The following is a 25,743-nucleotide window of genomic DNA, read 5'->3' on the forward strand; positions in this document are numbered from 1 at the left end:
CCATGGAGGGATACACACAATGACAGCGTTCGAATTCCGTCTTCCGGATCCAGGTGAAGGGCTAACAGAAGCCGAAATCACGGAATGGCACGTCCAAGAAGGAGATGAAATCGAAGAGGACGACGTTCTCTGTGAGATCGAGACCGACAAAGCCGTTTCGGACGTTCCGTCACCGTGCCCCGGCACTATCGAAGACCGCTCCGCAAGCGAAGGCGACGTCGTCGACATCGGAACGGTCATCGTGACGATCGAAACGGAAAACCCACCCCAACAACAGGTGAGTGGTGACGTTGAACCGGAAGAGAAAGACGTAGAGACGGAAACGGAAGAAGAACCGGAAGAGAAAGACGTAGAGACGGACGAGAAAGGAGAAGACGTAGAGCAAGCAGTACAAAAAGTCGAGTCGGAACACGTTGAGCAAGCGGCAGCTCCCGAGGCCGAGACTGACGTGCCAGAAGACCGTGTTTTCGCTGCTCCACGGACGCGACGGTACGCTCGTGAGGAAGACGTCGATCTATCGGACATCGATGGATCGGGGCCGGAGGGAAGAGTTCTTCAGGAGGACATCGATGCGTATCTACAGGAGCCCGAACCGGAGCGTGTCGAGCGAGCGCACCCGAGCGTTGCCATCGAACCGGACCCGATCGAGGAAGACGAGTCACGCTCGACACGTCGTGATCTCTCTGGACTCCGCGGGACCATCGCGGAGAACATGACTCGATCGAAAACGATCATTCCGCATCTCACGTCCGGGTTTGAGGCCGATGCGAGCGAACTCGTCGCGCTCAAAGAACGGCTCGATGAGAAACACGACATCCACATCACGTACACTCCGTTGCTCGTCAAAGCGGTCGCACCGGCACTCAAGGAGTTCCCGATCGTCAACGCCAGCATCGACGATACGACGGACGAGATCGTCGAGAAACACTACTACAACATCGGAGTTGCCACTCACACCGATGATGGACTCATCGTACCGGTCATCAAGGACGTCGACACCAAATCCATCATCGAAATCGCCGACGAACTACAGACGCTTGCTGAACAGGCGCGCGATCGGTCGATCGATATGAGTGCTCTACAAGACGGAACGTTCACCGTGACCAACCTCGCTACGTATGGCGAACACCGGACGTCCGGGACGCCAATCATCAACCACCCGGAGGCAGCCATCCTCGGGATCGGTCGCATTCGACAGAAACCGGTGGCGACCGACGAGGGAACGGTCGAGGTTCGACACCGACTCGGACTCGATTTGTCCTACGATCACCGTCTCATCGACGGCGCCGTTGCGAACCAGTTCATGGAGTTTCTGATCGACGGGATCGAGGATCCGGATCTACTGCTCTCCCGGACATGATCAGGGTGTACGTCGATCCGTAGCGACGTCTTCGCTAGAGAACGTAGCAACCCAGTACCGAAATGCATCGCACTGATGACGCTACCCACAGTGGTACGTACCGCTGTGAGGCATCGGACTTTGGGTACTTGGGACGCCGTTGCAGGCAACGACTGGCCAACCGTCGTCCCACAGAATCCGATCGACCATCAACGTGCGACCCTCCCGAGCCTCGGTCGCCTCGACGTGATACACCATCCACCAGTCACCGTTATCGTCCTGAATCGCCGTGTTATGACCCGGTCCGATGAACTGATCGGTCCCCGTCAAAACTGCAACGCCGCTGTGATGCTCGTTCAACTCGCGGAGATCCGTTCCGTCCTGGTTGTAATACGGGCCGAAAAACGATTCGGACCGTCCGACCTCCACTTCGTACGTGCTGTCGTATCCCTGACAACAACGTCCGGTCGAGTAAAAAAGGTAATAATATCCGTTTTCTTCGAGGATCATGCCACCTTCGCGCAGATCCCCTGCTAACTGGAACGTCGTTCCCGGCACGTACCCCCGTCCATCCGCAGTCAATTCGACGCCGTAAATACCGTACCAGCTACCCCATATTAGATAGGGCGTCCCGTCGACAACGTTGAAATCCGCATCAATGCAGTTGGTTGGGCCGAGATCGTTCTCTCGAAACACCGGTCCCTGATCTGTGAACGGGCCGTCCGGAGTGTCCGACGTTGCGAGTCCGATCCCGGGGTTATTGGTGCTTCCCCATTCCGAGTAGGAGTAGTAAATACGGTACTCGCCGTCGTAATAGGAGATATCCGGTGCCCACACCCCTGCATCGTCGTTTCGCCAGTCCGGCTGACTTGGCAGCGCTGCACCGATGTACGTCCAGTTCACCAAGTCCGACGATCTGGCGATGGGAATCACGTCTTCCGACGTTTCCGTGCCGTACACGTAGTAGGTCCCATCAGCAGTTCGCACGACGGTCGCATCACCAAATCCGAACGGTCCCGTCGGATTGTGATAATGGTCCGGACTCGGATCCCCAGACGCCAGCCCGCTCGTACGTATCCCGGCAGCACCGAGCGCACCCCCACCGATCGTTTGCAAAACGGTCCGTCTACTTACCGTATCACATCCACTCCGTTCCGTCATAGATACATACAATACATTATTGGTAATAAGAATTTTGTTTTTGATTATATTTGCTTTGGTTTGTATCTCACGAGCGATCGCCGCGTCGATACCATCGTTCGGCCGGTCACCAGGAACGTCCGTCGTCGGTGGGTTGAACCGTCTCGATGAAATCGAGCGTCCACCGTTGGTTCGTATTGCCCGTCCATGGCCACTGGATGACGTCGGCCCCGTCTGCCGTTGAACTCTCGTTCACATCGACGATATCGCCACTGTTGACGTTCCTGATACGGTAAGTCCCATCACCGTTATCGACGATCTCCCACTTCTGTGAGCCACCGGCCCACCAAGCGAACTGCTGGAGGCTCTCGCCGTCCGTCGTCGATCCATCGGGAACGTCGAGTGCTCGGTTGCTGTTCTGGTTAATAATGCGATACTCATCGCCACCGACGTACTCGATCCACCACCGCTGGCAGGAACACCCGTTTTGTGACCACTGTCTGACGTTGTCGCCGTCCGCGGTTCCGGCGTTTGCCACCTCCAGGAGTTTGCCGCTGTTGACGTTCTTTATCTCGTATATGCCATCAGCGATGATTCCCGAGTCAGCGGTGTTCGGTTGGACGGACTGAAGACTTGGGGTCTTATCGCCGCCGATAATCGGCCAGCCGTCGGTCCACTCGACCCGGTCGACGAACAGTTGTCGGGCCGGAACCCCATCGACGAACTCCTGGTCGTCCCGGTCGTAGGCGTGGTAGACGAACCAATCCGTGCCGTTGTCGTCGGTCGTGATGTCGCCGTGGGCCGGTGCTGGGAATCGGTCGTTGCCAGTGAGTTGAGCGATACCGGCGTTGTGGCTGTTGTAGTCCGTGAGAACTGTCCCGGACGGATCCGTGTACGGACCAAAGAGGTTCGTCGATCGACCGACCTCGATCTCGTAGGTGCTGCTGTAGCCATCACAGCAAGTTCCCGTGGAGACGAACATGTACCAATAACCACCGCGCTTGAAGACGGTCGTCCCTTCGTAGGCGTCACCTGCAACCTGCTGAAGCGTCGCCGACTGCCAATCCCGGAGATCGGACGTGAGTTCCATCACGTAGATCCCTTGGAAGCTCCCCCAGAACAGATACGGCGTTCCTTCCTGCTCGACGAAATATCCGTCGATGGTACCGCCTCCTGCGTGGTCGTTGTCGCCGATGATCTGCCCGTGGTCCGTGAACGGGCCATCAGGCGTGTCGGAAGTAGCGAGACCGATGCCAAATTCACCGCTGTCCCACGGACGGGGTTCGAGCGAATAGAACAACACCCACTTGTCGTTGTAGTAGTGAACGTCTGGGGCCCAGATAGACCCGTACGTCCACCCTGGCCGCGACTCGAACGCTTCGGTGACGTAACTCCACTCGTGTAGATTATCTGACTTGAGTATCGGTACCAGACGTTCTTGGGAGTCAGTTTCCCCATCGTTTCGGTCCATATTCGTTCCGTACGCCCACCACGTGCCACTGTTATCCCGGTGGATTGTGGGATCCGGGAAGTGGGGTCCGTACAGTTCGTTGTGATAGTGCATCGAATCGTCGGTGGTCGCAGTAATTGAGCTACTCGTACTGATAGCGCTACCGATGCCAAGCGTCCCAACACCGATGGCTTTCAGTACGTTCCGTCTGTTTACTACCATATTATTATGATCTCCAATTACGTAGTAGAAAGAATCTAATTAACAAATATGTTTGGGTAGGTGTAAATAGATCTGTGAAGACAAGCACCGAGATACGTTGTAGCGTACTCACGACGAACAGGGCATCAGCCGTTCCAGTAATGCTGAAAGCACCGGTCATCCTGACCGCGCAGCGGTAACCGTCCACACCCGAATGGCAAAGATGCTATAACTCATTATTTCGACATATGTGTTAATTTCCTTTCAGATGTGCATATCAGTGGATAGCACCGGATGTAACTCTCAGAGTGTTCATCTAAGTTCACTTATTTACACGGTATCGAAAGTGTATTTTGCATGCCTATTACATCCGTACTGTTGTAACCTCCTGAAGAGTAGACGTCCTTCAATTGTAACCAACCAAAGCTGTCTCCGTCCCCGTATTCTCGATGATTTCAACGATGTGGGGAGAGGTTCTGACGCTATCTTATCCTTGCCACCACTTGTAACTGTGATTTTCCCCAGACGTACGATGAAGACGGACCGAGGTAGAAATAACTGCACAGTCAGACCGTGATCGAACACCACGTCCGAGCCACTCGTGTCGATCACGCCAGCTGTGGGGCCGAACGGACCATTCGCTAGTGTCGACGGTCAGATCCGACAGCATTGGCGGACTCCGATCGTAACGAGCATGCTGCCACCCTATCGAGCCAGTAGCTGTAGATGAAATATCCAACAGATCATAGCAGTTTTACTACAGCGCACGTCGTCGAACGACGTTCGTTACGATGGGTGTCTCGTCGGTGGCATCGACCGACGAACGGGATCCGTACGGACAGAAATTCTCATCACAATAATTTTTTATTTGGTCGAGTAATAGATATGAACTGATCGCATGTCCGATAGCGAATCGCCATCGGAAAACGAGGACACGGAGGATTCATCGCTGTTCGGACCTGCTGGAACGACTCTCCGGTGGATAGTAAGCGCAACCATCGGTGGCAGCCTCACATGTATCGGTCGGCTCAAAAGCTGGTCACTACAGAATGGTCGGCAGGATCTCTTCACAGCGACGCTTCTCTCGCTTGAGTTACTGGGTCCCGTTTGGATCATTCTCGGAGCGATGCAGGAGATCGGTGTGAACAAGAACGTGCTATGCAGTAGCGGAGATCCGAACGTACTCGCGGGTCCGATCGCAGGGTTAGTAGAACTCCTCGTTTTCGTGTTCGTTCTCAAGGGCTTGCTCCGGTCGATGATCGCTACATCCCGGGTCGATGAGAAACTAACCGATCCTCTGCTCTCGATCGCCGCAGCGATCGTTCCGTTAGTGATCGGCTCCGTCCTCGAAGTCGGCAACGAGAGCCTCCTCGAATGTCTCTATCCGTGAGCAACGACAGTTGAGACGGCACTGGCGTCGGTTCCACCAGCACCTAGACTTATACTGTTCCGTATAATATACGGGAGTAGACCATGAAAAAGGTCCTCGCCAGTATCGGTATCGGCAACGCCACGGTAGACACAGTTCTCCCAAAAAACACCGTTCGACCGGGTGAAACGGTAGATGCGGACGTGCACATCACCGGGGGAAACGTTGAACAGGATGTCGGGACGATCCGTTTCGAACTCGAAACTCGGTATCGAACCGACGAGGGGTACCAGACGGGAGACATCGATCGGTTCACGCTCGCAGAGAGTCTCACCATCCACCCAGAACAAGAGGAAGTCCGGTCGACCGAGATCGAGATTCCGTACTCGACGCCGGTCACAGTCGGGGGTGTCGACGTCTGGATCGAAACGGAACTCGACATCGATTTCGCGGTCGATCCCGAAGACAGAGACTACCTCGATGTCCGACCTACCCCCCGACTTCAAACTGTCTTCGATGTGCTTGGAGATCTCGGGTTTTCGCTCCAGACAGCAGAATGTGAAGCTGATCCGTACGGACACTACACTGATCGTCGGTTCATTCAGGAGTTCGAGTTTCGGACTACCGGTCGGTTCCGCGACAGCCTCGACGAGATCGAGATCGTTGCTCACCCCGGGCCCCACGAACTCGAACTGTTCCTCGAAGTCGATCGCCGGGGAGGTCTCTTGAGCGAAGTAACCGACCTTGATGAGCGGCATGATCGAATGACGGTTCGTTCGACCGATGCTGAGACGATTCATAACGATATTGTTGCACTCATTGAGAAACACGTCTGAGTCCGTCGTCGCTGTCGCAAACTATCGCTGATCGAATCCATCGTTTCTCCGTCCGTAGACACCGTTCATCGTTCATCTTTGGAATGAGAAGTATCCCTGTGTTGTACCACACGTGAGATCAATGTGTAAACGACGAGCTACTACGCTCTGCTACGCTTTCCCAACTGATGGCTATCACTCACGATCTGATTCCCTTCTTAATCCGAGTAGTTACTTCTGTATTGCTTTTGAGCCGTGATCATTGCAGACTACCGGATAGCGTCGCTGGGAAGTCGTGCGATGTCTCTGTTACAGATGTACTGTTGTAATCAAACCGGCCCAGTGTGGAGATCGATCTCTGTCCGGAGATACCGGAAGGTCGCTGTGACACCAGTCGTGTGGTCAAGCGGTCCGTGTGGGACTGTGAGATCGTGAGAGCAAAAATGAGCGCGGATGTGAGGAAAACGGTTATGAGAGATAGACGACACGGAACCGGTATGACCGGATGAGGGACGGAAGCCGAGTTTACCGAGCGGTTAGGTTGAGCGCCCACACGTGTGTATGATTCGAATATGGACCCATCTCACGTCAGCGCTGGGAGGTACGCCGCATTCGCTTCGAGGAGATCATCGACCATGTCGTCGATCTCTGCAAGCGTACAGACGGCAGCAGTCAGCGGGTCGAGTTTGATCGCCCGTCGAAGCGAGGTTTCGTCCCGTTCTCTGGCGGCCTTGACAGCGAGCGACTGAACGTTGACGTTCGTGCGGTTGAGTGCGGCCAGCTGTGGCGGGAGGGTACCGACAGAACAGGGATGGATGCCCGTTCCATCGATGTGACACGGAACTTCGACTTCGGCGTCGTCTGGAAGGTTCGTGATGAGACGGCCATCGTTCGAGACGTTGAGGTTCATTCGTCGATTCACACCGGTTTCGAGCGAATGGACGATTCGTGCGGCGTACTCCTCAGACCGTGATAGTGAGGTGTCCATCGATTCCGGATCGAACTGGGCCGCGTGATCGATGGTCCGCCACTGATCGAAGTATTCACCCGTCGGCAGCCAGCAGACAGGTGAATACTCGAACTCGTCCCGGTCGGTCCCGTACGCACTGGCGTCGACGAGTCGGTCGATCTCCGTCTGATCGTGGCGAAAGTAGGGAAGATATTCGCTGAGATGATGGCTCGACTCCGTGATGAAATGGCCGAAGTGATCCATCGTCTCGAAGCGAACGACGTCTTGGGCGTAGATCTCCGGATCTTCTCGCGCCGCCTTGAGATCGGGGTACAGGTCATCTCCGTCGTGTTCCAGCTGAAGGAACCACGCCATGTGGTTGATCCCGGCTACCCAGTAATCGAGTTCCTCGAACTCGACATCGACGTAGTCCGCGATGTCGTGAGCCGTCCCAACGATGCTGTGACAGATTCCGCAGGTGTCGATCTCAGTTTCGGCCTCGATCGCCCAACAAACCATCGCCATCGGATTCGTGTGCTGTAAAAGCAGAGCATCCGGGCAGAGCGCTTCCATGTCACGGGCGATGTCGAGCATCGTCGGTATCGTCCGCATGGCCCGGAAGACACCTCCCGGCCCGAGCGTATCTCCAACGGACTGATTGATGCCATAACGTTGAGGAATCTCGATCTCGTTTTCGACCGGTTCCACGCCACCGACGTGAATCGTCGTGATCACGTAGTCCGCACCCGTAAGCGCTGCTCGACGATCTGTCGTGGCATCGACCGTCGTCGGGAGGTCGTGGTCGTCCACTAGAAGGCGCGTGGCGGTGTCGATCCGATCGAGGCGTTCCGCATCGATATCCATCAAACACAGCGTCGAATCTCGAAGTTCCGGAAACGAAAGGATGTCACGGACCAACGTCAGTGTGAACGTGTGGCTTCCAGCACCGATAAACGCTATTTTCACCATCGTGCGTCATGCCCTTACACACCCCACGGTAATATCATTTTGGTAGCTGACAAGACGCGTGAGCGAGCAGTCGGTCCCGACCGGTGTGGACGTCCGCCGAAGACTGGTGGGACTGTTCACGCCTCGAATCGAACGCGCGCAACCGCAGCCGGACCGAGCGACAGCGTCAGCGAGCCGTCTTCGACCGACATCTCGTCGGATTCGATCTCGTAGCTTTCGAGTCCCGTCCAATCGAACCACGAGTCGGGGAACGCCCCTAGCCCGTCTTGCGTATCGTGGGGATCATCCACCGGTTGCTGAACCGTCACGGACGCCTCATCGGAGTCGAGCGCCTCGGGGAGTTCAAGCGTGACCGTGGTCGCAGCACGGAGATTGCGGTTGGTAAGGAAGGTACACAGCTCGTCGGCGTCCAGTGTCATTACCGATGTGACATCGACGTACGGCACATCCGCCATTGCCCGAATACGAGAACCAGTGTCGGGAATATCGCGCGTCTTCCCCTCGACTGACGACTCGATCACCTTCCACGCCCGATCATCGTCGAAGACGGTTGCGTACAACTCCAACGTGTAGCCGACCGGGAGCAGCGGGTTCGGGTTCGCCGGCTGCTCGATGTGTTCTGGTGGGAACATGCGAACAGGAAGGTGAGTGTGACTCGCTCGTCGGATGTGGTCGCTCTCTCGGATGAACGCGTTGAACATCCCGGCAACGTAGGACGCGCCAGCCATCGTGGGCATGCCGGGCCATGGATCACCCTCTGCGACCGTGGGATACAGTCCCCACTCACCGATATGAAACTCAAGGTCAGCAAGACCGTACGTCGACGCCGTCTCAGCGGTCTCTGCGACGAGGTCCCCGAACTGCGTCGGGAACATGATCAGCACCTCGTTGTAATCGAGCGCGTCGGCGTCGTTCGTTTCCTTCCATTCCGGGATACTCTGGGGATCTTGTTCGCGGATGCCCCAGTTGTACCGGTGCATCTCGATCCCATCCATCGCGTCATCAAGCACGTCGAACAACGTTTCGTTCCAGACATCGGGATCGGGAAGCTCAGGATCGTCGTATTTGGGATCCATCCCGTCCGGAATCACGGTGATCGAATCGTCGACGGCCGTCATCGCGTCGATGAACTCACCAGCACGTTCGGCGAACTTCGCCGGATCGTCCGTCCCGCCAGCCTGCCACTCTCCCCAGACTTCATTGCCGATCTCCCAGACGGTCACATCAAACGGCTCCTCATAGCCGTGTTCGGCCCGTAACTTCCCATACTCCGTCGTGAGATCTCCATTACAGTATTCGACCCAGTTGGCTGCATCTTCGGGCGTGATCGGCTCAGGAGGCTGGAATTCCCGGTCTGTGTTTTCGACAGTCACGCCGACAGTGATCGTCGGCTCGATATCAGTGTGCTCGCAAAACTCGACGTACTCCGCCGTTCCCATCAAGTTCGGATCGAGACCGTTCCAGACGACGTTCGGTCTGATCGGACGCTCCTCGATGGGACCGATTCCGTCTTCCCACTTGTACGTGCTCGTAACGTTGCCGCCCGGCCATTTCAACAGCGAGACGTTGCGCTCGTCCATCAGCTCGATCGTCGTCGGATTGAACTTCCCGGCAACCGCGTCGTCTGGAACGAGCGACACCCAGTCGAGATCGACGTGTCCAGATCCCTCAGCGACGATTTCGAGGACGTACTCGCCGTACGGCGATTCGACGTCATCCAATGCACCGGCTTCGAGTTGGTGTCCACTCGGCTCTGTGAGCGTCAGTTCGATCCCCTCGTATCGCACCCACTCGTCGGTGAGATCCTCGATTCGCTCGTTCCCGAGGACACCGCCGTCCGGAGCCGTCAATCGAATGTCGAGCTCGTCGATACCGTCGGCCCGCGCAGAAAGCGCGAATTCATAGTCAAGCGTCCGCCAGTCGGGGAGCACGAGCCGCTGTCTGATACCACCCTCCGTGTCTCCAAGAACGACGCGCTGGTGTTCGTTGCGCACGGGCTGTTCCACGTCCGGCCAGCCACCATCGGAGTCCCAGGTGCCGAGTCCGCGAACACCACCTTCCTCAGGGCGCTCGAACGTAGCACCCTCGCCCAGCGGTTCCCACGGAAACGGCACGTTCTCGTACGTGCCGACGTCCTCGAAGCCATAGACGTGCGAGACGTGCTCCGGTTGGACCTGACCCCAGGCGACGAACGCGGTGTTCGTGACGTGCTCCGCGTAGATCCCGGGGTAGATCTCGTGTGCTCCGTAGTGTTCGCCAAACCGGCCGAACAACGTTTCGGGAACGCAGCGCTCGTTTCGCGCATCGAGGTCGAACGAAACCGTCGTTTCAGATGACTCGTGCTCAGCAGCAGAAACCGGTTCACTCCAACCAGCGAACAGCCCAGTCCCAGCCACCCCCGCCATGGTCAGAAACTGTCGTCGAAACACGGCACTACTCGGGATCGAGCGAACGCTTTTCTCATCCATACGGTGACCATTTGTGTGAACCATTATAATACTTATCAATATGACGGATAGAAGGAGGCGGTTCCTACGTTGTCGATCGTCTTCAGGCAGCTTCCTCAGACTCGGTCGGGACTTCGGGCACAGCCGTGTCGCTCAGTCCGGCGAGCAGATTCTCGCCGGCTGCGTTGAAGAGGTGGATGTCGGCAGGATCGAACGCGATCTGCACCTCTTCACCGACAGTCGGTTTCAAGCCGCCAGACACCCGAACGCGACACTCCGATCCCTCGATATCCAGATGAATGAAGTTGTCGCTGCCCGCTACCTCGACGACCTCGACGACGGCGGTGATCGTGTTGTCACCGCTCGCGTCGTACGTGATGTCCTCGGGACGAATCCCGAGTTCGAGATCGGAGGTGGTGTCCACAGTGGTGATCGTATCGACGATCGAAGACGGAATCTCGTACTCGAACCCGTCGCTGACGAGCGTCGTTCCGTGCAGTTCGACATCGAAGAAGTTCATCGCCGGGCTGCCGATGAAGTCCGCAACGAACCGGTTTGCCGGTGTGTTGTACACCTCTTCCGGCGGGGCGAACTGCTGGAGTTCACCTTCGTTGAGAACGATGATGCGGTCGCTCATTGTCAGCGCTTCGTGTTGGTCGTGAGTGACGTAGATCGTCGTCGTTCCGAGATCCTCTTGGAGCCGCTGGAGTTCCGTCCGCATGTGAACCTTGAGCTTGGCATCGAGATTCGACAACGGCTCGTCCATCAGGAAGATCTTCGGATCGCGAACGATCGCGCGACCGGTCGCAACGCGCTGTTGCTGTCCCCCCGAGAGGTTTGCCGGTTTGTCGTCCAACTGGTCTTCGATGCCCATCATCTCCGCCGTCTCGCGGACCCGTTGGTCGATCTCCTCCTCGGAAAGCGCCGTCGTCAGCCGCAATCCATAGGACATGTTCTTTCGGACGGTCATGTGGGGATACAGCGCGTAATTCTGGAACACCATCGCGATCCCACGGTCTTGGGGTTCGACGCCCTTGATGCTCTCCGAACCGATCCGAACGTCGCCGCCGGTGATCTCTTCGAGACCGGCGACCATGCGCAGTAGCGTCGATTTGCCGGACCCAGAGGGACCGACGACGGTGATGAACTCGCCGTCTTCGATGGTGGCATCGAAGCCATCGATCGCGACGAAGTCGTCGGAGTACACTTTCCGCACGTTCTCGAACGTCACTGATGCTGTCGTGTTTGTTTTACTCATTTTGAAGCTCCGTTAGTTCGCAACTGCTGTCGGTTCTAACCGATACTCTCGATTCACCCGTTTCCGGGGCAGCGATCCGGTGTCGATCGGCACGTCCGGTCATCGCTCGATCACCGCCGTCGGTACCGGCGCATCGGTCTCGGAGACGACCGAGATGAACTCGATGTGAAGCGCGAACGCGACGCCAGCGAACACCAACGCCACCGCGACGGTCAGCAATGACGTGAGAACGAGCAACACGCCCGTCACGATGCCGAGAGCAACCGCGCCGATAGCGTGACGAGCGGTCCAGAGAACACCTTCTGTGAGCGCAGTGGAGACGGAGTTCCCCGCTGCGAGACCGAGGAGCGTCGGGATCGAGACGAGCGAAGCGTACAGGCCGGCGTACGCACAGCAGAGTCCGAGCAGGCCGGCGACGACCGTCCCGCTCACGAGATACGCGAGCACGTAGTTCCCTGCGATCACGAACAGTATCAACGGGATGAATCCGAGCAACGTCGCGTGAACGGCCTGTTTGCGAACGGTCGCCCAGACCCCACTCCGATCGATTCCCGCGTGGCCGTCGTCCCGGAGCGACAACACGGCTCGATACGCCCCGACAGTCGCAGGACCGACCGTTACGATCGGCAGCGACGCGAGAAACCAGACGACACTGATCGAGACGACCGACACGAGGTGTTTCCAGACGAACCGTCCGGTCTGCTCGATGGAGGCGTACATCGGATCGAGGTTCGTCTCCGTCATTTCGTCGTCCCCTGCATTTCGACGGCTCGAACGAGCTGTTTTTGCATGACGAGGAACACGATCAGCAGCGGAACCGAGGCGATGACCGCGGAAGTCATGATCACACCCGGTTCGGTGACGCCCATGTTCTCTTGTAACGTCACCAGCCCGATCGGCAGCGTGTACATCGACTCACTCTGAAGAATCAACAGCGGCCAGACGAACGAGTTCCACGTCCAGATGAAAATGAACAGCCCGAGCGCTGCGAGTGCCGACCGCATCAGCGGCAGTACGATGTGAGTGAAGATCCGCAGGCGTGAGAACCCATCGAGGCGAGCGGCTTCTTCTAACTCCTCAGGAAGATCCTTGAAGAACTGGACCAGCATGAATACGCCGAGCGGGTTGGCAGCACTCGGGAGGACGACACCCCAAATGGAGTTGACGAGACCGAGTTCACTCACGATGATGTACACGGGAACGAGGTTGATGATCCCGGGCACCATGAAACTCGCCACGATGACCCCGAAGATCACGCGCCTACCGGGCCAATCAAGCCGAGTCAGCGAATACGCGATCATCGCATCGACCAAGATTACGACGAGAGTCGTGATCCCGGCGAGAATGATCGTGTTACCGGTCCACTGGACGACCAACGAACTCGTTAGGAGGTAGTCATACCAGTACAGCGTTAGATCCCATGGGATCAGATGCGGGACCTCCGAATAAACCAGTTCGCGCGTCATGAGCGACGTCGCAAACATGTACCAGTATGGAATGAGGAACAGACCCGCCGTTCCGTAAAGCCCGACGTACAAGGCGATGGTTCGAAGTCGATCGCTCGACAGGGAGACGTTCCCGAGAATGGATGATTCGGTGCTCATTGATCATCACCTGCGAGGAAGTAGTAGTTGGTTGCTGAGATGGCAATCAGGATCATAAACAGGACGTAGCCGACCGCAGCGGCATAGCCGAACTCCCGGCCGGTAAAGGCCGTCTCATAGAGATAAAGGACGATCGTCGTCGTGGAGAACGTCGGTCCGCCGTCGGTCATGATGAACGGCTGCCCGAACACCTGAAAGGAATTGACAAAGGTGACGATGACGACGAAGACGAGCGGGTTCCGCATCTGTGGGATCGTGATGTGACGCATCATCTGTCCTGTGCTCGCTCCATCCAGTTTCGCCGCCTCGTACAGTCGGTCAGGAACGTTCTGGCGCGCGGCCAGGAGGATGATGAAGTTAAACGCCAACTGCCACCAGATCGTCGCAACGGCGATCCCCGGCATCGCAAGCTCGGGGGATGTCAGCCAGTTCCCACCACCGAGGTGGTAGGGAATCAGCCCCGAAGCGTTGAACAGTTCCGTCCAGAGAAGCCCGACGACCGCGACGGTCAACACGTATGGACTGAAAAAGATCGTTCGCAACAGCCACTTGCCTTTCACATCACGGTTGACGCCGAGTGCGAGCAACAACGAACCGATGATAATCGGCGGCACCGTCAGAAAGACGAAATAGAAGGTGTTCCACAGCGCGTTCCAAAAGTCAGGGTCCGACAGCAGGATCTGGTAGTTCTCGAAGCCGATGAACTGCGATTGGGCCGGGGCAAGCGCGTTCCAGTCGTGGAGACTCATGTACAGCGCGAGTACCAGTGGGCCAAAGAGGAACGTCCCAGCGATCAGGATGTACGGAAGCGAAAACGTGGCTCCCGCAATCCACTCGCGTGTCATCGACTTCGAGCGGTCGAGTCCCGATCCGTCTGCGTCAGTCTGTTGGGTTGATTGTGCCATTATCTTCTGTTGAACGCTTGTTCGACGCCGTTCACAGCGGTTTTGATCATCTCATCGGGTGATATGTTCCCGGCGCGCATGTCATCGAGGGGCTGATAGATCGCTTCGGTGTACTCTTCGACGTTTGGCGTCGCTGGCGGCCGGATGAACTGGTCGTTGTTCACCATATCATGAAACACCCCGAGCGTCTGTTCCCACGTGTTCGATGTCCGGAGTGAATCGCTTTTGAGCGCCGCCTTGCTGGCAGGAAGGTGACCGGCGTTCCGTCCCCACCTGTCGTTGAACTGTTGGGAAAGCAAGCGAATGGTCTCGATCGCGTTTTCGAGGCGCTTCCGGTCGCGCTCTTCGCTCTGGGGAATGATCAGTGTATGGCTGTCACCGATCGTGACGGGATTGTCTGCGCCCGGCATGACGAACGGTTTCGTCATACCGAACTCGAACCCTGCCTCTCGGACGATGGTCACGTGCCACGTTCCTTCGATCTTCATCCCGAGTTCCCCCCGGTTCCACGCTTCCCACCCCGCTGTCGGATCGACGGGTGCCCACTCGCGTTCGTGGACCCAGTCGTGCATCTCCTGAACGACCGCTCGTCCGTCCGGCGTATCGAATGCGGGTTCGTAGTCGTCGGTCAGAACCTTGCCACCCCGACCGTGAAGCAACATCCACATCGTTTCTGCGTGATACTCCCCTTCGGGGAAATCGAACGCGTAGTAGTCGGTGTTTTCGATAATCGCAGCAGCGGCTTCGTGGAACCGATCCGGCGTGTTCGGCGGCTTCTCGGGATCTAATCCGGCTTCTTCGAAAATCTCCTTGTTGTAATAGAGACCCAACGGATGGGTATCGATCGGAACGGCGAGTTGTTCACCGTCGACCATTCCACCCTGAGCAACGTCCGTGAGGTACGGCTCCGTGCCGATCTCGTCAGTGACCGAAACGAGATTGTCTTGGTATTCGTTCATCATCCGCGAGTGCATCACGGCGATGTCCGGCGGGTTTCCACCGACCATCGATGTGTAAAGACGACGGTAGTGTTCGTCCCACGGAACCCGCTGTCGATTGATCTGAAAGTCATAGTCGTCGTTGATCTCATTGACCATCGACTTCATGACTTCGCCGTCACCCCCGCTGAACAACGTCCAATACTCGATACCGTCCGAGGAGCCGCCAACGAACCCAGTACAGCCAGCGAGTCCGGCAAGCCCGACAGCACCCGCTGCCCGAAGTACTCCCCGACGACTCGTATAACTCGAACGGGAACTCTCTCTTTTGCCACCTGCTCTCATACAACAGCACCAATCAAACATATACATATATACTTTACTTCTATACCAGTTTTATGTTTGTGTGGCAATATCGTTCGTGAGTAATCTCCACACGGTAACAGCCCCCGAGCCAGAGCACCACTCGTCGATAGGGGTTCGTGAACCGGACGAATTGTCGATTTATCGGTGGGTTCCGAAATGACACGACCCGAAGTATTAATACGGCAGTGCAAATATCGAACAGTGTATGGCTGATGCACGCATAGCGGTTCATACTGAGGCGACTATCGATCGAATCGCGCCGGAAGTACACGGGCACTTCGCCGAACACCTCGGTCGCTGTATCTACGGTGGGATCTGGCACAGCGACAGCGCGGAAGAAGAGGGCTTACGCGAAGACACCGTTTCCTTACTCGACGATCTCGATCTCCCCGTTCTCCGGTGGCCCGGTGGCTGTTTCGCCGACGATTATCACTGGGAGGACGGCGTCGGACCGCGCGAAGAACGGCCGCGCCGTCGCAACCTCTTTTGGGCGCAAGGGCCAGAAGAGACGCCTGAGGAGTCGAACGCCTTCGGCACCGACGAATTCCTCGCGCTCTGTGAGCGCATCGGCACAGAGCCGTATCTCGCCGCCAACGTCGGCTCCGGTGACCCACAGGAAGCCACGGACTGGGTCGAATACTGTAACTACGACGGCGACACCGAGCTAGCGGACCGACGGCGACAGAACGGCCACGACGAACCCTACGGAGTCACCTACTGGGGACTTGGAAACGAAAACTGGGGCTGTGGTGGTCGGATGACCCCCGAACAGTACGCACGGGAGTACCGACGCTTTGCGACTTACGTCGGAACCACAGACAACCTACTGCTCGATCACGATCTCGAACTCATCGCGTGTGGCTACGAAGGACACGAGTGGAACCGGCGGTTCCTCGAAGAGGTCTCCGGTGCCCCATGGGGACAAGCGTTCCCCCTCGACCATCTGACGTTACATCACTACTACGGCCGTACGATGACCGTCTCCGAGGCCGACGAACGACAGTACGACGAATTTCTTGCTGAAGCGCTCGAAATGGAGCACCACATCGAGCGGATGGCCGCCGCGATCGATGCGGTTGCTACGACACGCGACATCGGCGTTATCGTCGACGAGTGGGGATCCTGGCATCCCGAAGCCACGGCTGAGAGTGGTCTCGAACAACCGGGAACCGTTCTGGATGGACTCTCGGCGGCAGCCGTCCTCGACGTTTTCAACGACCACAGCGACGTCGTGACGATGACGAACATCGCTCAGACCGTCAACGTCCTGCAATGCCTCGTCGAAACGGACGAAAACGATGCTTGGGCTCGCCCGACGTATCGGGTTTTCGACCTGTATGCCCCCCACAAAGGCAACGACGCCGTCCGAACGTCCGTCTCTGCACCGACGCGCGACACGGGGGATGACGATCTCGAATTGATCCGTGGCTCGGCCTCGATCACCGAAGGAGAGACGTACATCACTGTCACAAACCTCGATTGCATCGACGAACACACCGTCGAGATCGAGATCGAAGGCGACACTCCGGACGAGGCGGACGTCAGCGGAAAGGTTCTCTTTGCTGAGCAAGCGCCCGATCTCGCGGTCACCGCAGACAATGCCGACGAGTTCGTCGCCACCGAGTTGACCGTCTCAATCACTGACGGGACGCTCACGGCCGAACTTCCCCCCTCGACGGTCGCCGCGATTTCGATCCGGTAGGGAAAGCCACCGATCATTACAGACGAGAGCATAGCGTTCAGATATCTTATGTTTGGAAATTTCTTCGGCTAGTCTGAAACTGTATTCTTCAATATAGAACGACAGGTGGCGATATTTGCTGTAAGCAAGAAGGCGATTAACGGTGAGAGACCGCCCCAAAACCATCGAATGGATCGTAGGATGTCACTGAACGACTGACTATCAGAAACACGGCCGTAGCAACCGGGAGAGGAGTGCCGAATCCGAGAGAATAGTCGACACTGCGCCGAATTTGTTTCATCTTCATATGATGTACGAATAACAATTGTCAAAATATAGTTCTGTATTGCAGAACGCATGGCCGTGAACCACGATCAATAGAACATCGACAGGTGCTATCGCAAGCTAGGAGAGATCGGTCTCAAGCCGACGTGTGTCGAATGCCGGTCCGGAGCCAGCAAGAGGTATTACATGAGTACTCCTGTAACGCGCGCTGGCAGAATATTCCATATCTTAAGTATATTCGATGACCTAACGTCAATAAATATGTTACTGAAACATTAGTCAGTATACTTTTGATGAAGCAGTTAGGCCATCGGCGATCGAGGAACCCATCATCAGTATGGAGAGCATTATACGCCCCAATTCAGACGCTTCGAATCGAGGTGACTAAGACGAATTCGCACATCACACGCGATAGCATCCGTAAAAACGTGTGTGACCCTCGAGGATTATCCAACTAATTCTATTTATCCGTTCAAAAGGGCACTCTAGCAGCAAGTTCCTTCGGACAGACGGAGACTGGCTCGAAACGAGACGCCAAATTCGTGGAATACGACAGCACATTTCATCTGCTTTCTCAGTAATAGAACAGTTCGAGGAGCGGTGCAATCGTGGAGACCAAAGCGAGGGGAGAGCGACGATGCGAGCGGGGGATCAATCAGACAGGGATGAACACGGAGCTGTCGCTGGGGATATGATATCAGATACTTATGAATAGAACGAGAATATGACCGACGCTGGGTAAACCTCATCGGGATACAAGCGGGACGAGGAAGGTTGCCGAGACCGGACGGAGTAAAAACGTCGAGGCACATTTACACGATACAGGCTGTACGATGTGTGCCTCGACATCCACAATCGATCGTGAATACGACGCTATCGTCTTCGACAATGACGGCGTTCTTATCGAGCGAACCGACCGCAAGCGGCTGGTAGAGGCATTTCACAACAGCTTCAACGAGTTCGACGTAACACCCGACGACGCGTTCGTCCGGTGTTGCGTTCACGAGGGACGCGTTCCGACCGATGAGATCCGCGACCGGTACGGTCTCGATCCTGAAGAATGGTGGCCACGCCATGAAGCACACGCCACAGCCGTTCAACAAGCGGATATTCGGACTGGGCGAAAAGCGCTGTACAGCGACGTCGACGCCATCCGTGACCTCACCCACACGCTCGGTCTCGTCAGCAACAACCAACATGAAACGATCGAGTTCATCCTCAACCACCACGGCTTGGCGAACCGCTTCGAAACGTACTACGGCCGAGAACCGACGGTGGTCGGCGCGAATCGAAAGAAACCGAACCCCCATTACATCAATCGTGCCCTCAACGATCTGGACACGGGCACCGCTCTGTACGTCGGTGATAGTGAGAAAGACGTCATCGCGGCCGAACGGGCCGGGATCGATTCGGCATTTCTTCGGCGTGAGCACCGACTTGATCTGACCCTGTCAACTGAACCGACCTACGAGTTCTCCGATCTGCGGTCGCTCGTCGACGAACTCACTAGCATGTGATGATTCTGGTCGGGGTTCGAGTGACTGAACGCCGTTCTGAACATCGTAGCTTTGAAATATATTCTTGATGAACCGTCGGTAGTATGGACCGCTCTCAAACAGGATCAGGAACCGAGTGGGATACGACCACCTACGACGAGGAGCACTCGTTCGTCTTCGAGCACGGAGAGAACGTCGTCGATCTCCTAGAGCCCACGGCGGGCGAGCGCATTCTCGATCTTGGGTGTGGAACTGGTCACTTGACCAACCAGATCGCCGGTGCTGGTGCTGACGTCGTCGGTCTTGACGCCTCGGCGGAGATGATCGCAGAGGCGCGTACGACCTACCCGGACTATGAATTCATCCACGAAGATGCACGCGATGTTTCGTTCTCGGAGCCGTTCGACGCGGTGTTTTCCAACGCAGCCCTACATTGGATTCCCGACCAAGACGCTGCTCTCGAATCAGTCGCGGACGCGCTTCGACCAAACGGTCGGTTCGTCGCCGAACTCGGCGGAACGGGAAACGTCGCGGCCATCGTCGAAGCGGTACAAGCCACAGCGGCCGACCGAGGGTATACGGTCACGAACCCGTGGTACTTCCCGAGCGTCGGGGAGTACGCCACGAAGCTCGAAGCACACGGATTCGAGGTGCGCTACGTGACCCTCTTTGATCGTCCGACGGAACTCGATGGCGGCGAAGAAGGGCTTTCGTCGTGGCTCGAACTGTTCGGAGACAGTCTCTTATCTGCGGTTCCGACAGAAGAACAGCAGGCGATCATCGCAGCCGTTGAGGACGCCCTTCGGGACGAGTGGTTCAAAAATGGGACTTGGACGGCGGATTACCGGCGACTCCGCGTCGTCGCCCGGTGTGGTGCCGACACGACCAGTTCGTAAGAAGCGTTACTACCCGTTTTCGGTGTCGATAACCAACCGCATCTGAACGTATTCGAACAGTTCGCGGCGCAACGCAGCGATCGGTTCGTCGTTGCCGGTGGTCACTCGCTGATTCCGTGCGCCGTGAAGAGCCGTCATGAGAAACGCGGCGCTTTGCTCCGGATCCACCGCTCGGAACACGCCCTGATCGATCCCATCACGGATGATATCGGTCATGTGTTCCCGGTGGAACTCGCTGATCTTGGCGAACTGTTCGCGGTAGGCGTCGTCGTGTGGGGCTTGGCCACGGAGCGCAGCGACCGCACCCATGAAATCGGTGTGTTCGGACTCGAACGACGCTGGGAGAGCGTGATCGATGAGCGCTTGTAGATGTTCGTGAGCATCATCGAAACCGTCGGTCGGCACGTGGTCTTTGAGCTGTTCGAGGAGGAATTCGAGCAATGCCACGAGTAGCTCGTCTTTCCCATCGTAATGCTGGTAGATGAGGGATTTGCTCTTGGGAAATTCATCACCGATGCGCTGAATCGTGAGGTTCGAATAGCCGTGTTTCCGCAACGCCTCGTAGCTCGCCTGCATGATCTGGGAATGGGTGTTTTCTGGCGAGGATTGGAACGGTGTCGGTGTTTCCATGTGAATGAATATTCATTCACAAAGTATATGTCTTACCACTTCGATCGAACGGTATGAGCGAGACGAACGCGATCGATGCCCAACACGTCGAGTTGACCTACGCCGACGGAACGGAAGCCATCACCGATCTCACGCTCACGATCCCGAACGGCGAGCTGTTTGGATTTCTCGGGGCGAACGGAGCTGGCAAAACGACGACAATAAAGGTTCTCACGACGCTGCTCGAACCGACCGGTGGTACCGTCACCGTCAACGGTTACGACGTTGAGAACGAATCACGAGCAGTCCGTGAGTCGATCGGGTACATGGCTCAAGAGACCAGCGTGGATCCCGAACTCACCGCGCGTGAGAACATCCAGTTTGCCTGTGAGATCTATGGGGTGTCAGCCGACGATCGAGCAACTCGGATCGATGATCTGCTTGACCTAGTTGATCTCGCCGATGTTGCGGACAAATCTGCCAAAGGGTTTTCTGGAGGAATGAAAAAGCGTCTCGACGCGGCGACCGCGTTGGTCCACGAGCCGCCGATCGTTTTCCTCGACGAACCGACGACAGGATTGGATCCCAAGGCTCGTAACCGGCTGTGGGACTACTTCGAGCGCATCAACGAGCGTGGGACGACGATCTTTCTGACGACTCAGTATTTAGAAGAGGCCGATCAGCTCTGTGACCGGATCGGCGTCCTTCGGAGCGGCGAAATCGTCGCTTCCGGCTCGCCCACCGAACTCAAAGATCGCGTCGGCGGTGCTGTCCTCGACATCGAAATCGCCGATCCCGAGGAGACGCTCGAACGCGCTCGTCGCGTTACCACTGAGGCGGACGTGTTCGACGGCGCGCCGATCGAGACCACCGAAGCGGGACTCAGCATCCGATCGACGGCGGCCAGACAGCAGGGGACGGAGCTTCTCGTTGCGCTGATGGACGCCGGGATCACTGTTACTGGTTTCAACGTCCGTGATCCGACGCTCGACGATGTTTTCCTCGCAATCACGGACGGGAAAGACGAAGGGACTGACGTGACGGATGCGGGAGCAACGGCAGCCATGGAGGTGACTCGATGAGCACCGAAACGACGGACAGACAGAAGACGACCGGAAACGGCTTCGTTCGGGACACGTGGATCGTCCTGAAACGGTGGTTGAGGAAGACCGTTCGGAACCCGTTCGTGGTGACGTCCTCGCTGTTGAACCCGCTCGTTTTCCTCGTGTTGTTCACAGAGGTGTTTGGCGGAATCATGGAAGGAACGATCAGCCAGAGTCTCGGTACAGAGGCGAGCTACATCACGTATCTGGTGCCAGCGATCGTGATTCAGACGGCGATGATCGCTGCGACGACATCGGGGATCGGTCAGGTCGAGGACATCGAGAGCGGCATGTTCGAAAAACTGCTCGTTTCGCCGCTCCACCGCGGCGCGGTGTTTCTCGGAAAGTCCCTCTCGGAGGTTATCAGGATCGTCGTGCAAGTCACCATCATCCTCTTGCTCGGCTACGTGCTCCTCACTCTGGATACGGGCGCGTCGCTGGAGGAGTATGTGAAGACGGGCGTACTCGGTGCGTTCGGAATCGTGCTCGTCGCCATTCTGTTTTCGATCTGGTTCACCGCGATCTCGAACGTGGTGGCGCTCCTCACTCGTGATCAGGAGTCGACCATCATCGCAGTGAACGTACTGCAGTTCCCGATGCTGTTTCTCTCAAGTGCATTCCTCCCGATCGAAGTGCTTCCCAGCTGGGTCCAAACGGTTGCCACCCTCAACCCGATCACGTACGGCGTCGACGCCGCGCGTGCCCTGATGTTCGGTCGGGATGTCATGACCGTCATTGAGGTGACTGGCTTTGGCGGCATGTGGAACACACTCGTTCCCGCACTCGGGATCTTAGCGGTGCTTGACCTCGCACTCGGAAGCGTCGCCGTCTATTTCTTGAACAGTGCATCGAGTTCCGCGGTGCAGTGAACAACGGGGCAGTTTCTTTGCGTCTCGCTGGGCTGGCCTGCGATCGACGAACGTTTCGAAATCGTCAACGGGCAGCGCGAAAATCATCGAGTGTGTCTAGTTCATTGGACGACCAAACGGCCGTGGTGACAGGATCGAGCAGCGGTATTGGATTCGGAATCGCACAGGAGTTCGCAGCTCGGGGTGCGAACGTCGTCGTCAATTCCCGTTCTCAAGAGCGGGCGAACGACGCTGCAGAAGAGATCACTACCGAGACTGGTACTAGTACTGTCACCCCGATCGAAGCGGACGTAACGGACGTGGACGCCATACAGGCGCTCGTGGAAGGAACCGTCTCCGAGTTTGGCTCTGTGGACGTGTGGGTGAACAACGCCGGGATAAACGTTCGTGGCCCTGTAGAAGAGATGTCGGTAGACGATTGGCAGCGCGTTATCGATGTGAATCTTACAGGTACGTTCGTCGGGGCAAAGGCAGCCGGCGTACAGATGATAGAACAGGACTCTGGCGGGAGTATCATCAATATCTCTAGCATGATGGGAGAACAGGGTCAAACCGGTCGCACACCGTACAACACCTCGAAAGGCGGGGTGAACAATCTCACCCGCTGTTTGGCTGTCGAATGGGCCGAACACGACGTTCACGTCAACGCCATCGCACCGGGTTACATCCGAACCGAGATGGTAGACGACGCCCAAGACGAGATCGGCTTCGACGAGGCGGACGTCATCGATCGAACGCCACTCGGGCGGTTCGGTACCGTCGAGGAGGTCGCCAACTGCGCGGCGTTCCTCGCGGAGAAGAATCATTTCATGACTGGTGAAATCCTTCACCCCGACGGAGGCTGGCTTTCTTTCGGGTGGGGAAGCAAATCTTGAGAGCCAGGCACCGACAGGAAATGGTCCTTTAAGTTGTTCTGGTGATAAGGTGAAGATATAGACGGAGGCTATCGATTCTGTCGTGCTACTCGTTGCGTAGCAGGAGCTTTCCTCTGAAGGATCCGTCCTCACCCAACTGATGGGCTTGAGTGACATCGGCGAACGAGAACCGTTCGTCGATGTGGGGTTCGATAGCGCCATCATCGACGAGACTCGCGATGTCGGCGAGTTCATCACCGATCCGAGTCTGTCGTTCACCGAGCAACACGGGGAGGATGACGAGGACGACTCCGAGTTCGAGCGATCGCTGGTGCATCGCCGAGAGATCCTGTGTCGAACTCGACTCGGTCGTCACGACGGTCCCGTACGGACTGACAGCCTCGAACGCCGTTTGGAGGTGGTCGTCACCGACCGGATCGAAGACGACGTCGAAACCGCCATCGCTGGCGTGTTCCTCGACGTACGTCTCGACGTCAGTCGTGGTGTAATCGACGGTTGCATCGGCACCGAGGGCAGTCGCAAACGCGCGCTTTTCATCGCTGCTCGCCGTTGCAGTCACGTCTGCGCCGAACCAGTCAGCGAGTTGGACGCCGATGTGACCGACGCCGCCAGCCGCGCCGTACACGAGGACCTCATCGCCGATGTCGAGGGACGTCTTGTCGGTGAGCATCTCCCAAGCAGTGAGTGCGACGACCGGTACCGCCGCGGCATCCGCGAGCGGAATCGTCTTCGGGGCGTGGGCGAACGTTCCTGCGTGGCCAACGACGTAATCGGCGAGCGAACCTTGTCGTCGTGCCCCGCCAGGCATCCCGTACACTTCATCTCCCGTTTCGAATCCTGTGACGTTCGCACCGACGGCGTCGACGACGCCGGAAACGTCACAGTGAAGCGTCGCGGGAAAGTCCGGCGCGAAATCGGGGATAGCCCCTTGACGAATCTTATAATCGACGGGGTTGAGACTCGATGCCACGACCTCGACACGGATCTCGTTCGGGGCAGGATCGGGAACGTTGGTCGTCGTCCGAGTGAAAACATCCGGATCACCGTGCTCTTCGATCACATAGGCGGTCATCTCCGACGTCATGTCGTTGGAGGGTTCGGTTGCCACGGCGGAGTATGCGATGCTTGCGGCGAACGGAGAGGGTGATCGACAGGTTCGACACGGTGGCGACCGTCGGTCTCGATCATCACTCGCAAAAAACGGTGGGAACGTTACTCTACCGGGGTGGTGTCGTCCCGTCGATAACGGTTACGACGCCGGTAGCTATGGATCTGTCCGTCCACACTGAGACGTACCTCATACCGACCAAGGATATCCTGTGTATCCGGGATCGAACGCCGCTCGATAAATTCGACGATGACACGCCATCCCTCCTCATCCCGGTCTACCTCGACGATCGAATCGAGCGGCCGATCGATCAGCTCTGGCAGTTGATCACGAACGTGCGTTTGAATTTCCTTGATGGAACTCTCTTCGATGGAACCGCTCGCATCCTCGTCTGCGTCGTCGTTCGCCTCTTCGGATCCTTCGATCGATGCGAGACTGCGTTCGATCGCGTCTCGGGTTTTTGTGATGGAATCGTCTGTCCCCTCAGTGTCTAGGTCTTCGAGACGGGTTTCGATGGCCTCTTTGGCTCCTGTGCGATCCTGCTGTTCGGTCTCGGCGTCGTACATCTCCGTGAGCGTCTCGGGATCGTCGATCGATTTGACCTCGTCCGATAGCTCATCCACCGTGTAAGCGTTCGGATTTACGTCTTGTTCTGCCATGATGGTCGAGGGAGAGCGGTGTGAGAGCCAACACTACAGCCGCATCTCGGTCGAATCGGCAGTGCGTCGAGTGTGTTATGCTCCTGGATCGGGTTCCACCATCGGGGAAGTCCCGATATCGAGGTTCTCGAGGTCCTCTATGTCATCCGATTGGGTGGCTTGCTCGATCTTGGACATTTCCTTGGTGTAGTGCAGGAACGTATCGATCGACGCGACGACAATGCGTGCCTCGATGGTGAGGATCTCGATCCCGACGACCGATACGCGGGCCCAGATGTCGATAACGATGCCTTTGTCTAACACTCGATCAAGCACCTCTACGAGACTAGCTGTGTTTGGACGCTCACTCGCCATTACAGTACTATCTACCGATCACATCGGTGTTAGTCTCTCGCCTGCCCCTGCAAGCCGA

Annotated in this window: 22 protein-coding genes; 9 read left to right on the forward strand and 13 right to left on the reverse strand. The window is 57.0% G+C overall.

The window, feature by feature from the left end:
- Positions 1 to 19: 19 nt before the first annotated feature.
- On the forward strand, positions 20 to 1,360 hold the full coding sequence (locus tag MW046_RS18430) for a dihydrolipoamide acetyltransferase family protein (RefSeq protein ID WP_247995687.1): 1,341 nt from the start codon (positions 20 to 22) through the stop codon (positions 1,358 to 1,360).
- Between the two features lie 81 nt (positions 1,361 to 1,441).
- On the opposite strand, the gene MW046_RS18435 is transcribed toward MW046_RS18430, so the two are convergent.
- Together MW046_RS18435 and MW046_RS18440 are read right to left on the reverse strand one after the other, a co-directional pair.
- Complete coding sequence (locus tag MW046_RS18435) at positions 1,442 to 2,500, reverse strand: family 43 glycosylhydrolase (protein ID WP_247995688.1); 1,059 nt, start codon at positions 2,498 to 2,500, stop codon at positions 1,442 to 1,444.
- Positions 2,501 to 2,606: 106 nt separating this feature from the next.
- Complete coding sequence (locus MW046_RS18440; protein ID WP_247995689.1) at positions 2,607 to 4,151, reverse strand: family 43 glycosylhydrolase; 1,545 nt, start codon at positions 4,149 to 4,151, stop codon at positions 2,607 to 2,609.
- Positions 4,152 to 5,028: 877 nt separating this feature from the next.
- Here MW046_RS18440 and MW046_RS18445 point away from each other — a divergent pair.
- Positions 5,029 to 5,520 carry a hypothetical protein gene (locus MW046_RS18445; protein ID WP_247995690.1) on the forward strand — a complete coding sequence of 164 codons (492 nt, stop codon included), beginning with the start codon at positions 5,029 to 5,031 and terminating at the stop codon, positions 5,518 to 5,520.
- A gap of 83 nt (positions 5,521 to 5,603) precedes the next feature.
- Positions 5,604 to 6,335, forward strand: a complete 732-nt coding sequence (locus MW046_RS18450; protein WP_247995691.1) for a sporulation protein — start codon at positions 5,604 to 5,606, stop codon at positions 6,333 to 6,335.
- 562 nt (positions 6,336 to 6,897) lie between these two features.
- On the opposite strand, the gene melA is transcribed toward MW046_RS18450, so the two are convergent.
- The 7 genes from melA to MW046_RS18485 all read right to left on the reverse strand — a co-directional run bounded on the left by melA (position 6,898) and on the right by MW046_RS18485 (position 15,729).
- On the reverse strand, positions 6,898 to 8,232 hold the full coding sequence (melA, locus tag MW046_RS18455; protein ID WP_247995692.1) for an alpha-galactosidase: 1,335 nt from the start codon (positions 8,230 to 8,232) through the stop codon (positions 6,898 to 6,900).
- Positions 8,233 to 8,348: 116 nt separating this feature from the next.
- Positions 8,349 to 10,700 carry an alpha-L-arabinofuranosidase family protein gene (locus tag MW046_RS18460; protein ID WP_247995693.1) on the reverse strand — a complete coding sequence of 784 codons (2,352 nt, stop codon included), beginning with the start codon at positions 10,698 to 10,700 and terminating at the stop codon, positions 8,349 to 8,351.
- Between the two features lie 82 nt (positions 10,701 to 10,782).
- Positions 10,783 to 11,937: an ABC transporter ATP-binding protein gene (locus tag MW046_RS18465; protein WP_247995694.1), complete on the reverse strand. Its 1,155-nt coding sequence runs from the start codon at positions 11,935 to 11,937 to the stop codon at positions 10,783 to 10,785.
- Between the two features lie 99 nt (positions 11,938 to 12,036).
- On the reverse strand, positions 12,037 to 12,681 hold the full coding sequence (locus MW046_RS18470; protein ID WP_247995695.1) for a DUF624 domain-containing protein: 645 nt from the start codon (positions 12,679 to 12,681) through the stop codon (positions 12,037 to 12,039).
- On the reverse strand, positions 12,678 to 13,541 hold the full coding sequence (locus MW046_RS18475) for a carbohydrate ABC transporter permease (RefSeq protein ID WP_247995696.1): 864 nt from the start codon (positions 13,539 to 13,541) through the stop codon (positions 12,678 to 12,680). Before MW046_RS18475 ends, MW046_RS18470 begins: the two co-directional genes overlap by 4 nt.
- A complete protein-coding gene (locus MW046_RS18480) occupies positions 13,538 to 14,446 on the reverse strand; it encodes a carbohydrate ABC transporter permease (RefSeq protein ID WP_247995697.1) in 909 nt (302 codons plus the stop codon). The genes MW046_RS18475 and MW046_RS18480 overlap by 4 nt, the downstream gene beginning before the upstream one ends.
- On the reverse strand, positions 14,446 to 15,729 hold the full coding sequence (locus tag MW046_RS18485) for an extracellular solute-binding protein (RefSeq protein WP_247995698.1): 1,284 nt from the start codon (positions 15,727 to 15,729) through the stop codon (positions 14,446 to 14,448). Before MW046_RS18485 ends, MW046_RS18480 begins: the two co-directional genes overlap by 1 nt.
- Before the next feature lie 226 nt (positions 15,730 to 15,955).
- Between MW046_RS18485 and MW046_RS18490 the strand changes: the two genes are divergently transcribed.
- From MW046_RS18490 to MW046_RS18500, 3 genes are all read left to right on the forward strand, one after another.
- A complete protein-coding gene (locus MW046_RS18490) occupies positions 15,956 to 17,452 on the forward strand; it encodes an alpha-N-arabinofuranosidase (protein ID WP_247995699.1) in 1,497 nt (498 codons plus the stop codon).
- A 1,097-nt stretch (positions 17,453 to 18,549) separates the two neighbouring features.
- Complete coding sequence (locus MW046_RS18495) at positions 18,550 to 19,233, forward strand: HAD family hydrolase (protein ID WP_247995700.1); 684 nt, start codon at positions 18,550 to 18,552, stop codon at positions 19,231 to 19,233.
- Positions 19,234 to 19,316: 83 nt separating this feature from the next.
- Positions 19,317 to 20,108 carry a class I SAM-dependent methyltransferase gene (locus MW046_RS18500; protein ID WP_247995701.1) on the forward strand — a complete coding sequence of 264 codons (792 nt, stop codon included), beginning with the start codon at positions 19,317 to 19,319 and terminating at the stop codon, positions 20,106 to 20,108.
- 9 nt (positions 20,109 to 20,117) lie between these two features.
- Here MW046_RS18500 and MW046_RS18505 read toward each other — a convergent pair whose 3' ends face one another.
- Positions 20,118 to 20,738, reverse strand: a complete 621-nt coding sequence (locus tag MW046_RS18505) for a TetR/AcrR family transcriptional regulator (RefSeq protein WP_247995702.1) — start codon at positions 20,736 to 20,738, stop codon at positions 20,118 to 20,120.
- 53 nt (positions 20,739 to 20,791) lie between these two features.
- Here MW046_RS18505 and MW046_RS18510 point away from each other — a divergent pair, with 53 nt between their 5' ends.
- The 3 genes from MW046_RS18510 (at position 20,792) to MW046_RS18520 (ending at position 23,564) form a co-directional block, all read left to right on the forward strand.
- Positions 20,792 to 21,799, forward strand: a complete 1,008-nt coding sequence (locus MW046_RS18510; RefSeq protein WP_247995703.1) for an ABC transporter ATP-binding protein — start codon at positions 20,792 to 20,794, stop codon at positions 21,797 to 21,799.
- Positions 21,796 to 22,689 carry an ABC transporter permease gene (locus tag MW046_RS18515; protein WP_247995704.1) on the forward strand — a complete coding sequence of 298 codons (894 nt, stop codon included), beginning with the start codon at positions 21,796 to 21,798 and terminating at the stop codon, positions 22,687 to 22,689. Before MW046_RS18510 ends, MW046_RS18515 begins: the two co-directional genes overlap by 4 nt.
- 92 nt (positions 22,690 to 22,781) lie before the next feature.
- On the forward strand, positions 22,782 to 23,564 hold the full coding sequence (locus MW046_RS18520; RefSeq protein ID WP_247995705.1) for an SDR family NAD(P)-dependent oxidoreductase: 783 nt from the start codon (positions 22,782 to 22,784) through the stop codon (positions 23,562 to 23,564).
- Between the two features lie 85 nt (positions 23,565 to 23,649).
- Here MW046_RS18520 and MW046_RS18525 read toward each other — a convergent pair whose 3' ends face one another.
- The 3 genes from MW046_RS18525 to gvpA all read right to left on the reverse strand — a co-directional run bounded on the left by MW046_RS18525 (position 23,650) and on the right by gvpA (position 25,685).
- Positions 23,650 to 24,648: a zinc-binding dehydrogenase gene (locus MW046_RS18525; RefSeq protein WP_247995888.1), complete on the reverse strand. Its 999-nt coding sequence runs from the start codon at positions 24,646 to 24,648 to the stop codon at positions 23,650 to 23,652.
- Between the two features lie 128 nt (positions 24,649 to 24,776).
- Complete coding sequence (gene gvpO, locus MW046_RS18530; RefSeq protein ID WP_247995706.1) at positions 24,777 to 25,331, reverse strand: gas vesicle protein GvpO; 555 nt, start codon at positions 25,329 to 25,331, stop codon at positions 24,777 to 24,779.
- 75 nt (positions 25,332 to 25,406) lie between these two features.
- Positions 25,407 to 25,685 carry a gas vesicle protein GvpA gene (gene gvpA / locus MW046_RS18535; protein WP_247995707.1) on the reverse strand — a complete coding sequence of 93 codons (279 nt, stop codon included), beginning with the start codon at positions 25,683 to 25,685 and terminating at the stop codon, positions 25,407 to 25,409.
- Between the last annotated feature and the right edge of the window lie 58 nt (positions 25,686 to 25,743).

It is taken from the genome of Halocatena salina (assembly GCF_023115355.1).
Classification (GTDB): Archaea; Halobacteriota; Halobacteria; order Halobacteriales; family Haloarculaceae; genus Halocatena; species Halocatena salina.

Bases quoted from the DNA above. Each gene is read 5' to 3' on its own strand.
- gvpA (WP_247995707.1), bottom strand. From the start codon at position 25,685: ATGGCGAGTGAGCGTCCAAACACAGCTAGTCTCGTAGAGGTGCTTGAT.
- MW046_RS18430 (WP_247995687.1), top strand. From the start codon at position 20: ATGACAGCGTTCGAATTCCGTCTTCCGGATCCAGGTGAAGGGCTAACA.
- MW046_RS18500 (WP_247995701.1), top strand. From the start codon at position 19,317: ATGGACCGCTCTCAAACAGGATCAGGAACCGAGTGGGATACGACCACC.
- MW046_RS18515 (WP_247995704.1), top strand. From the start codon at position 21,796: ATGAGCACCGAAACGACGGACAGACAGAAGACGACCGGAAACGGCTTC.
- MW046_RS18465 (WP_247995694.1), bottom strand. From the start codon at position 11,937: ATGAGTAAAACAAACACGACAGCATCAGTGACGTTCGAGAACGTGCGG.
- MW046_RS18480 (WP_247995697.1), bottom strand. From the start codon at position 14,446: ATGGCACAATCAACCCAACAGACTGACGCAGACGGATCGGGACTCGAC.
- MW046_RS18475 (WP_247995696.1), bottom strand. From the start codon at position 13,541: ATGAGCACCGAATCATCCATTCTCGGGAACGTCTCCCTGTCGAGCGAT.
- MW046_RS18510 (WP_247995703.1), top strand. From the start codon at position 20,792: ATGAGCGAGACGAACGCGATCGATGCCCAACACGTCGAGTTGACCTAC.
- MW046_RS18470 (WP_247995695.1), bottom strand. From the start codon at position 12,681: ATGACGGAGACGAACCTCGATCCGATGTACGCCTCCATCGAGCAGACC.
- MW046_RS18525 (WP_247995888.1), bottom strand. From the start codon at position 24,648: ATGACGTCGGAGATGACCGCCTATGTGATCGAAGAGCACGGTGATCCG.
- MW046_RS18440 (WP_247995689.1), bottom strand. From the start codon at position 4,151: ATGGTAGTAAACAGACGGAACGTACTGAAAGCCATCGGTGTTGGGACG.
- MW046_RS18445 (WP_247995690.1), top strand. From the start codon at position 5,029: ATGTCCGATAGCGAATCGCCATCGGAAAACGAGGACACGGAGGATTCA.
- MW046_RS18495 (WP_247995700.1), top strand. From the start codon at position 18,550: ATGTGTGCCTCGACATCCACAATCGATCGTGAATACGACGCTATCGTC.
- MW046_RS18460 (WP_247995693.1), bottom strand. From the start codon at position 10,700: ATGGATGAGAAAAGCGTTCGCTCGATCCCGAGTAGTGCCGTGTTTCGA.
- melA (WP_247995692.1), bottom strand. From the start codon at position 8,232: ATGGTGAAAATAGCGTTTATCGGTGCTGGAAGCCACACGTTCACACTG.
- MW046_RS18505 (WP_247995702.1), bottom strand. From the start codon at position 20,738: ATGGAAACACCGACACCGTTCCAATCCTCGCCAGAAAACACCCATTCC.
- gvpO (WP_247995706.1), bottom strand. From the start codon at position 25,331: ATGGCAGAACAAGACGTAAATCCGAACGCTTACACGGTGGATGAGCTA.
- MW046_RS18490 (WP_247995699.1), top strand. From the start codon at position 15,956: ATGGCTGATGCACGCATAGCGGTTCATACTGAGGCGACTATCGATCGA.
- MW046_RS18435 (WP_247995688.1), bottom strand. From the start codon at position 2,500: ATGACGGAACGGAGTGGATGTGATACGGTAAGTAGACGGACCGTTTTG.
- MW046_RS18450 (WP_247995691.1), top strand. From the start codon at position 5,604: ATGAAAAAGGTCCTCGCCAGTATCGGTATCGGCAACGCCACGGTAGAC.
- MW046_RS18485 (WP_247995698.1), bottom strand. From the start codon at position 15,729: ATGAGAGCAGGTGGCAAAAGAGAGAGTTCCCGTTCGAGTTATACGAGT.